Source organism: Blautia sp. DFI.6.71 (genome assembly GCF_020593585.1).
Lineage (GTDB): Bacteria > Bacillota > Clostridia > Lachnospirales > Lachnospiraceae > Blautia_A > Blautia_A wexlerae.
Genome location: NZ_JAJDMJ010000077.1, coordinates 1 through 12,091, shown reverse-complemented (window position 1 = coordinate 12,091; position 12,091 = coordinate 1). Strand labels below are relative to the sequence as shown.

The window sequence follows — 12,091 nt, the reverse complement described above, 5'->3', positions numbered from 1 at the left end:
GCAAAAATATCTGTGACATACTGTCTGGCAACAGCAGTAATACAATCCAGATAAGACGCTGAAATGTCAGCGGTTCCAAACCGCAGAATCTGCTCTACGGTAGATTCTTCAATCTTTACTCCGAAGTTGTCCAGAACAGCGTTTTTAGCGGCAATCATGCATTGGTTTACGCCAAACTTTTCTGTCCAGCACCGGCTTTCCTGTGCTTTCTTATTATTGATATACAGAATGTTCATGGTTCCGTTGCCGATATCTGCAAGAAGATTTGTCCCCTTGAAATCTCCAAGTCGGTTTACGATAGCCGGATATCCCTGCGGGTAAAGGCTGCATCCCACAAAACGGAGATGATACTCTTTGCTGTTAAATCGGTAATGGACTTCTGGATTCTGGAGCAGATAGGAACGGAAATCTTCTCTCTGGTTTCTGATCCATGTCAGAGGAAGCCCGGCAGCCAGATGAACGTCTGCTTCACGGATGGAAAAGACATTCAGTTCCCTTGCAATCGCCATGAGAGTTAGAAGATAATATTCTTCGTCCATAGCTTTATCTGGGATAAATTCTTTGTGTCCTTCGCCAATCCGGTAGTAAATGCCGTTATATTCCAGAATATTCCCGGTGAAGATGGGTTCTGTTTCATAGGCTTTGATTCCGGTTGGTGTGACGGTATTTGCTGTTTTCATGTTGCCGTAGCCGTGATCTACAGCAATGATTTTTGTGTTTCTGAGTTCTCGCATAAAAAACACCTCCATTTTCGTATTGATTAATTCAGCAGGCTGTACCGGTGTGGTACTGCTTTGCTGTGAGATAAGCATACGAAAGTTGGAGGAAAAAGACATTGAGGGAAAATTGAGTTGGAATTGAAAAATAGGATATAATTTTGTAAAATAGAGCAATTTCTTTAGTTTTTTATAGCCCTGCATTTTTTTGTTATAAACGTTCATTAAATGTTGACATGTTATTATATAAATAGTAAAATTGTACAATAAAATGTGGAAAGTTGGATGGAATTTATTGAATTATAATAAAACTAATCGTACTTAACTGGCGGCTTATGTATTTGTAGAACTTAGAATAATAGAAAATTTAAAATATTATCAATTTTTACAGCTGTTGCAATGCTTTCAGTAGGAACAACAGTTTTTGCAAGTCCTTAACTGTTGTTTGATAAGGAGTGTAGTTTTATACAAATAGTGATATTATTGCAAAAAACTAGGATTTTATAAAAATAAAAAAATCAAGTCTATAGCTGTTTGAAGTGAGGAGAAAAGCGTATGAGAAATGTGTTGGCAACGGACATAAAAAACAATATTCGAAGCATTCGCTTTATTTTGGGGATTTTTCTAATCGTTTCGGCTACCCTGATGTCTGAGCATGAGATGTTGCAGAAGATCATAAATGCAGGCGGATCTGCAGAAGGACCAGGCTGGTTCGTAGCATACACCTATTGTATGAACAGCGTTAATATGCTTCTGTTTGTTCCCATTGCCGTTGCTTTTGCGGGTGGAGAGAATACGGAGGCTGAGCTGCACAGTCGTTTTTTTCTGTTCAGTTATATCCGTTCAGGGAGAAAACAGTATCTCGTAGGAAAAGCAGCAGGATTGTTGGTCTCCGGAGGTTTGACAGCTTTTTTAGCCATGGTGTTCCTTCTTGTAATCTGTATACTGAGGTTCGGTCAGTATCCTTCTCTGATTGACGGAAATTATGAGATGGCAGTGCTTGTGGGCAGAACGGCGGTAAGCTTTCTGAGATTGTTTTTAAATGGCGCTTTTTGGGCGCTAATTGGCGGTACGTCGGCTGTCATAACAAAAAATCGCTATATGTCCTATGCCGTTCCTTTTATTCTTTATTATGTCCTGACCGTATTTCAGGAGCGTTACTATCAAAAAGCATTCTTTCTGAGTCCCCGCTATTGGGCGGCGTCTATTTACTACAATGATATCTTCTGCATTGCTATATTAGCGGTTGGAAGTTTTTTAACGGCACTGATCTTTATGTGCGCAATAGAAAGAAGGTTGCGGTATGCGTGATATTAAACAGGCTTTTTGGATTGCAGGCCAGAATTTCTATGGATGGAAAAAAAGTCCGAGGATCTGGATGACCTTTATTTTGGCAGCTATATTATGTCTGATGCTGTCGGATCAGATTATTTCCCATGCGATAAAATATGAGACAATCCTTCAGGTATTCGAGCCGTTTATTTGGACATATGGGGATGCATCCTCTGTTATGCTGTCCTCCCTGCTTTTAATCCTGCTCTTTGCGGACATGCCATTTATCAGTCAGGCAACTCCGTATTGGCTTGTACGCACAAAACGGAAGATATGGCTTGCGGGTCAGATTATCTATGTGATCCTGGCGACTGTGATCTATAATATTTTTTTGGCTGTGATGCTTGGAATTATGGGAGCTCCCTTTTCCTTTACGGGAAATGTGTGGAGCGAAACAGCGGCAATGTTGGGCTATGGCGGTGGGGAGAGCATAACCGTTCCTGTTTCCATAAAAACAATGGAAAGCTCAACTCCTTATATGTGCGCAGCAATAGTGTTTGGACTTGTACTTTTATATACTCTTTTTATCGCAGTTCTCATGTTGTTTTTAAATCTGGCTGCGGGAAATATGGCAGGGGTGATCGGTGCTTTTGCAGTCAGTCTGTATGGGCTCCTGCTGAACCCAGATGTTTTCCGGAAACTGTTTCATTTTACAGAAAGTCAGGAATATAGGGCGAACGTGTTCTGCGGCTGGCTGTCTCCGTTGAACCAAGCTACCTTTCCCATGCACAGCTTTGGTTATGATTACCTGCCAGGGATCGGGATGAGCATGTTCATATTTGCAATATTAATCATAGCGCTGATCGGCTTGTCAGCCGTCCGAATTAAGGGCTATAATTTCTCTTTTACGCAGACAAACGAATAAATGGAGGGCAAAATGGAATATGCAATCAGGTTGAAGGGACTGACAAAATCCTTTCAAAAAGAAAAAGTATTAAAGAACATTACCCATGATTTTGAAAAAGGGAAGATTCATGGGATTATGGGGTTTAACGGTTCAGGGAAAACCGTAATGTTTAAATGCATCTGTGGATTTTTACAACCTGAGAGCGGCACAGTGCTCGTAGGGGGAAAACAGATCGGGAAGGAGCTGGACTTTCCAGATTCCGTAGGCATTATCATTGAAAACCCTGGCTTCTTTCTGGATCTCAGCGGTTTTGCGAATTTAAAGAGACTGGCGTCTCTGAAACACCGTATTTCCGATGACGATGTGAGGGCGACGATGCGTGCCCTAGGGCTTGATCCTCTGTCTAAAAAGAAGGTAGGACAGTATTCTCTTGGAATGCGTGAACGTCTTGGTATCGCACAGGCAATCATGGAAGATCCGGAGCTTTTGATATTGGACGAGCCTTTTAATGGTCTGGACAAGCAGGGGGCAGGAGAGGTCTGCGAGCTTTTGCGGGGATTAAAGGAACGAGGGAAGACTATTCTTATCGCAGCACATAACATGCTGGAGATCGAATGGCTCTGCGATACGATCTGTGAGATGGATGCAGGTGTCCTGACGCAGATAAAATAAAAATACGGGGGAAAGAATATGGGAAAGGTATTAATTAAATGCATTCAAACACCAATGCAGAAATATTTTTATGATCGTTCTTTGGATTCTGTAGTTATGGTGAATGATGAAGAATATCAGATATTAAAAACTGTGGAAAAGACAAAATTGGTTCCTGATGGAGTGTTAAGACGGTTTGTGAAAAGCGGATTATTGCGTGAGACTGCGATAGAAGAAATTGAGCATCCTGAGACAGAAAACTTACATTTGTTGGCAGAACATTATATGGGCAATCTGATTTTGCAGGTAACTCAGCAGTGTAATTTGAGATGCAAATATTGTGCATATTCTGGAAACTACTATAATCGTTCCCATACGTCAAATAGGATGGATTTCGAGACAGCCAAAAAAGCAATAGACTTTTATTTGAAAAGAAGCGAAAAAGCGGATCAACTTGCATTATCATTTTATGGGGGTGAGCCTCTTCTGGAATTTGAATTGATTAAGAAATGTGTTTCCTATATTTTACAACGTAAAGGGGATAAAAAAATTCTTTTTACTATGACGACTAATGGGACTTTAATGACAGAAGATGTCATAGAATTTTTGGTAAAATATGAGTTTAATCTTATGATTAGCCTTGATGGTGATAAGAAAAGTCACGATATAAATCGAAGATTTAAAACAGGAAAAGGTTCATTTGACATTATTTTAGAAAATTTGAGTAGACTGAAAGCTTACAATGAAGAGTACTATTCAAAAGTTTTGTTTAATTGTGTTATTAGTTCTTCATCAGATCTTGAAAATATATATCGATTTTATTCGGAAGAAGAGCTGTTTGAAGCAGGGACAGTGAATTTCAATTATGTAAATCCAGTTGGTTTAAAAGATGAGACATTGTCGCGCATAACACAAAAAAATTTCAGAGTACATCGACTAGCATATATAAAGATGATTTTATCTGTATTAGAGAAGCGAAAATGGGATGCACAAAGTCGATTGTTGCGAAGAGAACTGCAAGATATTGAGTTATTATATGAACAGCTACATAGTCATGTTGCTGAAGGCAAAAAAACACATCATGGTGGTCCATGCATTCCTGCAGTTAGAAGACTATTTGTGGATACAAAAGGTGAATTTTTTCCATGTGAAAGAGTTTCGGAAGAAGATTCAGAAATGTGCATCGGAAGTTTGGATTCGGGATTTGATTTTGATAAAATGAGTTTCCTACTTAACCATGGTAAGATGATTAAAGAAAAATGTTTAGGATGTTGGAATTTGAGAATGTGTGCATATTGTTTGGTGCAAATTCCAAAAGATAATCAGATATTAACAGAAAATATGTTGCTACAGCAATGTGAAAACTCAAAAGAAAGTACACTTTTATTGCTATATAAATTGTGTATACTTGTTGAGTTTGGATATAAAGGAAATGAAAATTTGCAAGTATTAAAATAAAGGAGTGCATATGGAAAAATTAGTTGTGTTTCCATTAAATAATGACACAGAAATACTTATCAAGGGATTGAAAGAAAACAAATTATATCAGGTGGTTGCGGTATCCAGCTATATAGAAGATAGGAGTAGGCTTGAACTATTACAAAAGAAGAGTTCGATATATTGTAGTACAGAATTTGAAGAATGTCTTACTCGAGCTGATGCTATTGTTTTTTCAGAAAATACAATGGGATATAGTTATGACGGATACCAAAAAAGAGTGCAAATGGCATTAGACTCAGGGAAAAAGATTTATGCTGGTTTAGCACTGCTAGATAAGATTCAAATTGACAGAGATAAAGTATGTATATTACAGGAAAGTGAATTGTCAGATGAAGTTGTTTCGCCAAATAAAAAAGAAATAGATATTCCGGTAATATCAGTCATGGGATTGGGCGAAAATTGCGATAAATTCCAATTGCAAGTGAAGATTAAAAAGGTGATTGAAAAACAGGGGTATCGTGTACTGGCACTTTGCTCTAACGTTCTCGGTGGATTTTTAGGAATGGAAAATCTTCCTGGCTTTCTATATTCAAAATTCATGTCTTATCCAGAAAAGATTATTGCTTTAAATCATTGGATACATACAAAAGTAAAACAACAGGAGTACGATGTGATTCTTGTGGGTTGCCCTGGTGGTGTTTCGGAATTTGAAAAATATGAAACAAATTATTTTGGCGAGTTACCTCTGATTATTTCAAACGCATTGGATGTAGATATAGGCTTTTTGGCTTTGTATAGGTATACTGATTTGAATTATACTGTATTAAAAAATATAAGCGATTTTGTTCTAAGAAAATATAATACACCAGTGAAAGAATATATTCTTTCACGACAATTTTATAAGGCGGATCATGAATGGAAAAAGATACGGTATTATACCATGGAGGATATGAATGAAAAACCAGCGATACCTGAAAATTCTGAATATCAAGTCCTTGATATATTTGATGATACTAAAATTGAAAAAGAAATTTTGAAAATTTTGGAAGAACTTGCAAATAATATTTTTGTAATATAAGTGAGGAGATAGGATGGAAGAGCTAATTAAAAATGTGATATTGAAATACACAATGATAAAAGTAGAAAATTCAGAACAGAATCTATTGGATTTGCCTGTAGTAGAAGAGTGCTGGATATATGTGATAATGGAATTAGAGAATACATATAATTTGCCGATTATAAAATTGCTGGATGATATAAAAGTGGATGAGTTTAATTTGCAAACAATATGCGATAAATTAAATCACATACGAAAAGTAGCATTTTGAATTAGTTTATTCTATATCCGGAAATTATAATATGAAATATCATATATCTGTTTCTCTTGGCACCAATGAAGCGGAAATATTGATATTATTTTAACAGAAAGGAGGAGAACCGTATGAAGAAACTCAACAAAAATATGAAGAAAAACAGGAACACGATTGAGTCTTTTGGGTGCGTTTGTGGATGTGGTTGCCCATGTTCATATTGTGCTGCGACTTGGTTATCTCAGCATAATGCGGATGCTTCAAGAGTGGTTATTAGTAATGACAATAGCGTAATGTACTAACAAGTTATAGTTACTAGTACATAGAACAGACTGCCTTATACATTAAAATAAATAAGGTAGTCTGTTTCTAAAAAATATACGAAAACGTTAATAGTGTCAGGAAGGTATTTATAAGTTAAAGAGTTTATAATTGAAGTTTCGTGAAAAAGCGACAATTCTATAAGATATATGGAGGAAAAATGAAAAAAAGTGTTCTAGCAATTATGGTAGGTGCGTTGTGTATTATTCTTTCCAGCTGTCAGGAAACACCAGAGGAGAGTTCGGTAGTCAGCAAAGTGGATGGGATTAGCGAGGCGGCTGTCTGTGAACCTCTTAAAAAAGGAGAAAAGAGAGAGACAAATGTTCCAACGCATTGGAAATTTGAAGAAAAGAAAAGCAACGACCGTGTGGTTATCCAGGCAGATATTAAGTTGGGCGAACAAAGCATTGGCAATCTTCCAGTCATAGAGATGCAAAATCACGAGTTAACGCAGGAAGAACTGAATGGATTGATTGATTATTTTACGGACGGTGAGGAACTATATATGCCACAGATGGTGACAAAGGATGCGTATCAGGAAGTGTTAGACAGGATTTCCAGCAAGGAAGGAAGTTACTTGCAATCAGCATATTCTACATCGATTGCAGGGATTCAAAACGCAACCCGAGAGGGGATGGAGCTTGCACCGGATGAAGCGTCTGCACCGGAAAAGATGGAGATAAAATTTCAAAAAAAAACAGAGGATCACGGTGTGGAAGCGGCACGGAGTTGGATGAGTACTGAATTGGAAAACACAGATACAGAGGATTATTTTACTGCAGATGTGGGCGAGGACAGGAAGGCATATATAGAAGCAGAGCGGTATAATCAGGAAATTGACAATGACAGTAGTTTTCTCTGGATGGAGGGTTCTAATTTTATAGAAGAAGAAACAATAGAAACTGAGGAAATGCAGAGTGAGTATTACAGTAGCTTTGGCATGGATACCAACGGCTATACAGAGAAATTTCATGAACTGGCAGATGCGTATCGAAAGTGCATGGACAAGATCACCTTTACAGAGGAAGATGGAAAGGAACAGGCAGAACAAGTTTTAGAGGATTTAGGTATCGATGGAATGGGCCTTGTAGATTCTGATCGTACCGTGTGGTTCCCGAATGGCGCATGTTCAGAGCGCAATGGTCTGGGACTTGGTAGTGATGCTTTGTGGCAGGGAGATCTGGATAGAGGATTACCGGGATATCTGTATTGTTTTTCGAAAAGTGTAGAGGGTATTACTTCAGTTCCTGATGGCGTGGTTGCGGAAGAAACAGTGGATAGTTATGTGCCTCCGTTCCAGGTAGAAACAATCTCTATTCTGATAACAGAGGAAGGAATTAAATATTTTAAATGGGATGGGATATCGGAAGAAGTCTGTACGGTGACGGAAAATACAAAGCTTCTGCCTTTTGAAAAAATACAGGCAAAGCTGACAGATCAGATTTTTTATTGGTATTCCGGAAAAGGCCAGTCTGCCAACGACACTACCGCACTGGAGTATGATGTGGTAAACGCAAAATTGCAGTATACTTATACCACAGCCTATCAGGAGCCGAAACACGCATGGTTGGTTCCAGCATGGATTTTTACTGTCAGGGAAAGTATTGGTGGAAATTCTCTACAGGAGCTTTCTTATGTGATCAATGCTTATGATGGCAGTGTGATTGGAGAAGCATATTAGGGTTCAGCGACACTTGAATTTTTATTGACCATAGAATTACAAGGTTTATCATGAGAATAATAAATATGCGATATTTGGCTTGGATATATAACAGGTAAGAATAGGAATAGTGCAAATGATTAAGCTCGCATTGATTGATAACGGTATACCTTATCATATGAGAAATAACAGGAATCAAAGGATTGTTCATAAATCTTTTTTGGCTTCTAAATGCGATCCAAGTGAGTATAAAGACGATAAATCATTCCATGGCGCTGTATGCGTCGGAATTATCACAAGCATATGTAGTGATATAGAATTATGGGACTTGAATGTGACTGACTCTGCAGGAACAACACAGATCACAGTTTTGCTGGAAGCTTTGGAATGGTGTATTCAAAATAAAATAAAGTTAATTCACATGAGTCTTGGAACAATCAATTATTTTGATATTAAACCCTTATGGATTCAAATAAAAAGATTACTTGATGCTGATGCGATTATAGTAGCAGCATATCATAACAGAAATATAAAGACTTATCCAGCTGCATATCCAGGTGTTTTTGGTGTCAGGCAGGATCGTTATGGTCTTTTGGGAAATGGTCAAATTCTGTTTCAAGAACAAAAAGGTTATAATATTGAGAATTCTATTATAGCAAATTTTTCGTGGAATGGGATCGTAAATCAAGCCAATAGTTATGCGGCTCCTGTTGTCACTGGACATATTGCTACATATTTAAACAGAAAGCCCACAGCAGGATTTGATGATGTTATGGACTTTTTGATGACTATAGCAACGCATAAATCTGATTATCCGGATATACTAGAAAATGTAATAAGGGATAAAACCAATATAGAGATACCGGTAATTGCCGGTATTGATTTAGATTACGAGGAAATGATACAGCTAAAAGTGATGTTTAGTCAGAACGGTTATTACGCAATAAATCTGCAGAAAAATCCTTTAGATGAAAATGTAATTCCTTTAGAATATTATGACGATTCCAATGAGTCATTGAACGATATCCTTTATACAGTATATATAGCTTATGAACCTGATATTATTCTTTTGAATCAAGAGGAAGAAATATTTGAAAGTAGTAAGGCATCAGATATAGATATGTATATTGTGCGTAAAAATAATATGTATGAATTGTATGCAGAAGATCGAATAGGAATAACTTACAATATAGAGGATATATATGAGCTTGTTTGTCAATATTTTGCTTAACGAATAGTGAGGATGGCAATTGGATATGAGAGAAAATGGGAAAACATGGTATCGAATTTGTAAAATGTTGTGTGAATATAAAAAGTATTTTCCAGGGATTATCTGTTGCCTTTTGGGTTCATCATTCATAACGTTTATACACCCACTGCTTATAAGACAAATAACAGATTGTGGTATATTGCAGAAAAACATGAAATACATTCTTTTATTTTCTGTTATATTAATAATAATTTCTTTAACCCAGCAAGAGTTAAATATAATCCAAACAAAATTATTTTCAAATGTACATAATCAGTTTACACATTCTCTCTATAAAAAGACTTACTGGAAAATCAATAGGATGAAAATACAGTATTTTGCTGAAAGAGGAAGTGCAGAGATTATAAATACAATTGGTATGGATATTGATAATGTGTCATCTGTTGTGGATCAGATTACTCAGTTTTCTATATCATCAATTCTCCAAATAATAGGAGGAGTAGTTGGGCTGTCCTTATTAGACTGGAAATTAGCAATATTGATAGAAGCAATTATTCCACTGAAATTTATAATAGTGTCCTATTGTGCAAACAAGAAACGGGAAGTGTTTGAACAGTGGATTGAGGATAAACGAAAGTTTATGAGTTGGTTTGCCGAGTGTATAAATGGAATTCATGAAATGAAGCTCTGGAATCTGTTTCAGGTAAAAAAATCTCAATTTGAAGGTCTGCAAAAAGATTTGATGGATTCATATAAAAAGAACGCAATGCTAGATGAATATAGTACTGTCAGTGTTGTAGTAATAGACACGGTTGTAAATGCGTTATTATATATATTAAGTGGGCTTTTTATAATAAAAGGAGAATTCACTATAGGCGGAGCATTTGCTTTTATTACATATAGTGCATATGTTGTAAATCCAATTTCAGCATTGATAAACATTAAATATTATTTTGCGCAAATTGAGCCATCGGCAAAACGTCTTTTTGAGTTATGGGGACAACCGGAAGAATTGGAAATGAAATTATGTGAAATGAAACCTGAGAAAATTTATCAAGATAGGGATATGGTTTTTGAAGTAAAAAATCTTGTCTTTGGTTATGAACCAGGACACCCTATTTTAAATGGTATTTCACTATGTGTAAAAAAAGGGGAACGAATTGCGATCGTAGGAGAAAATGGAAGTGGCAAATCAACACTTTTGAACCTTTTGGCGGGATTCTACCGGCCACAAAAAGGAATAATAAAATTGTATGGAGCTCCTGTGGAATTGATGGATATACAAGATATGAGAAATAGAATTGCGGTTATAAGCCAAAGACCATATCTATTCCAAGGGACTATAGAGGAGAATGTTAATATCGATGGAAAGGCGTCAAGAGATGCAGTTGTTGAAGCATGTAGAAAAAGTGGTGCTTTAGGTTTTATTGAAAAATTGGATCATGGATTTGGACAAAAAATTGGACAAGATGGTGCAAAACTTTCTGGAGGAGAAAGACAAAAGATAGCTGTAGCTAGGGCTCTGCTGAAAAATGCAGACATTTTACTTATGGATGAGGCTACAGAAGGATTTGATGTTGAATCAAATGAAGCTTTACGTGAGTTATTACATAGTGAATTAAAAAATAAGACTATCGTTTTTATTACGCATAAGTATAAAGAACTGGAAAGTGTTGATAAAGTATATCGCCTTTCAAAAGGAATTTTAGAATTGGTGCGGAGTTAGAGATATAAATTTCTAATAGAACTGAGCCACTATGCATTTGACATATTGTATCAAACAGTAGGTTGATGACGAGATGATTGTAATGTATCGCAGATTGAACAAGCAGAGGAGCATATTTACAAGTTCTCAGGCATTGATGAAGGCAATATACCTAGACTATAAAAAATTTGAGATAGGAGGAGCGAAAAGTGTCAAAAAAAGAAAAGTGATCCTTATGTAAACGCTCCATGTCTAAGAAAAAATGGAAATGGACAAGCGCCTAGTCTTGGAGTGTATCTCAAAACTAGGCGTTTACATTATTGAGGCAATATATTTTACAAGTGTTTGTAGGAACCGTTAGTGCTTGGTGAGAAGAATACTTTTTGCCAGAGCAATTCCAGCTTGTGGATACAATTCTTGAATTGCTTGATATTTTTCTTCAATCAATTCGGGTTCGTCTGCCCATATATCCTCATAAATTTTCAAGGCTTTTTTAAAATGGGTTTTCGCTTGCGAAATATTTGCAGTGATCAGGCAGATACTTCCAAGGGATTCCTGTACCTGGGCATAATCCAAACAGTGGTTTGAATTATATTCTTTGATAATCTGTGCTAATTTCTGAAGAGCAGACAGGGCAAGGTCAGGTTCTTGTATTTCAATTAAGAGGACAGCATAATTATTAATCTGAGGAATACTGTCATTAGTATAAAGAAGCTGGTATTGTTGTAAAAGAGAGATACCCATTTTCATGTGCCTTTTAGCGAGATCAAGTTGTCCGTTGATTCGGTAAAGCCCTCCAAGATTGGAATGGAGGTTGGAAACCAGGTGGGCATTTTCTTTTGTGGTTTCTTTTATTTGAGCAAGTGCTTCTTTTTCTAATTTTATCGCTTTTTCTGTTT

The 12,091-nt window shown here is 36.7% G+C and carries 11 protein-coding genes; 9 read left to right on the top strand and 2 right to left on the bottom strand.

Annotation, left to right across the window (positions count from 1 at the left end):
- A partial coding sequence (locus LJE12_RS18440; protein WP_227292333.1) for a ParM/StbA family protein occupies window positions 1–734 on the bottom strand: 734 nt, incomplete at its 3' end.
- Between the two features lie 537 nt (window positions 735–1,271).
- On the opposite strand from LJE12_RS18440, the gene LJE12_RS18435 reads away from it, so the two are divergent.
- The 9 genes from LJE12_RS18435 to LJE12_RS18395 all read left to right on the top strand — a co-directional run bounded on the left by LJE12_RS18435 (window position 1,272) and on the right by LJE12_RS18395 (window position 11,213).
- Entirely contained in the window at window positions 1,272–2,027 is a 756-nt protein-coding gene (locus tag LJE12_RS18435; protein WP_005428267.1) for a hypothetical protein, read from the top strand.
- Window positions 2,020–2,913 (top strand): hypothetical protein, encoded by an 894-nt coding sequence (locus LJE12_RS18430; protein WP_005428264.1) that lies wholly within the window; start codon window positions 2,020–2,022, stop codon window positions 2,911–2,913. The genes LJE12_RS18435 and LJE12_RS18430 overlap by 8 nt, the downstream gene beginning before the upstream one ends.
- Window positions 2,914–2,925: 12 nt before the next feature.
- Window positions 2,926–3,567 (top strand): ABC transporter ATP-binding protein, encoded by a 642-nt coding sequence (locus LJE12_RS18425; RefSeq protein WP_009245407.1) that lies wholly within the window; start codon window positions 2,926–2,928, stop codon window positions 3,565–3,567.
- A gap of 18 nt (window positions 3,568–3,585) precedes the next feature.
- A complete protein-coding gene (gene ccpM / locus LJE12_RS18420; RefSeq protein ID WP_227227096.1) occupies window positions 3,586–5,004 on the top strand; it encodes a Cys-rich peptide radical SAM maturase CcpM in 1,419 nt (472 codons plus the stop codon).
- 10 nt (window positions 5,005–5,014) lie between these two features.
- Window positions 5,015–6,064 carry a TIGR04066 family peptide maturation system protein gene (locus LJE12_RS18415; RefSeq protein ID WP_005428260.1) on the top strand — a complete coding sequence of 350 codons (1,050 nt, stop codon included), beginning with the start codon at window positions 5,015–5,017 and terminating at the stop codon, window positions 6,062–6,064.
- Between the two features lie 13 nt (window positions 6,065–6,077).
- Window positions 6,078–6,314 (top strand): hypothetical protein, encoded by a 237-nt coding sequence (locus LJE12_RS18410; protein ID WP_005428259.1) that lies wholly within the window; start codon window positions 6,078–6,080, stop codon window positions 6,312–6,314.
- 463 nt (window positions 6,315–6,777) lie between these two features.
- Entirely contained in the window at window positions 6,778–8,298 is a 1,521-nt protein-coding gene (locus tag LJE12_RS18405) for a DUF6034 family protein (protein WP_005428257.1), read from the top strand.
- Window positions 8,299–8,413: 115 nt separating this feature from the next.
- The gene (locus LJE12_RS18400; RefSeq protein ID WP_009245400.1) at window positions 8,414–9,508 is read left to right on the top strand and encodes a S8 family serine peptidase; all 1,095 of its coding nucleotides are present in this window, start codon (window positions 8,414–8,416) and stop codon (window positions 9,506–9,508) included.
- Between the two features lie 25 nt (window positions 9,509–9,533).
- On the top strand, window positions 9,534–11,213 hold the full coding sequence (locus LJE12_RS18395; protein ID WP_005428253.1) for an ABC transporter ATP-binding protein: 1,680 nt from the start codon (window positions 9,534–9,536) through the stop codon (window positions 11,211–11,213).
- A 336-nt stretch (window positions 11,214–11,549) separates the two neighbouring features.
- On the opposite strand, the gene LJE12_RS18390 is transcribed toward LJE12_RS18395, so the two are convergent.
- A partial coding sequence (locus LJE12_RS18390) for a tetratricopeptide repeat protein (protein ID WP_227292331.1) occupies window positions 11,550–12,091 on the bottom strand: 542 nt, incomplete at its 5' end.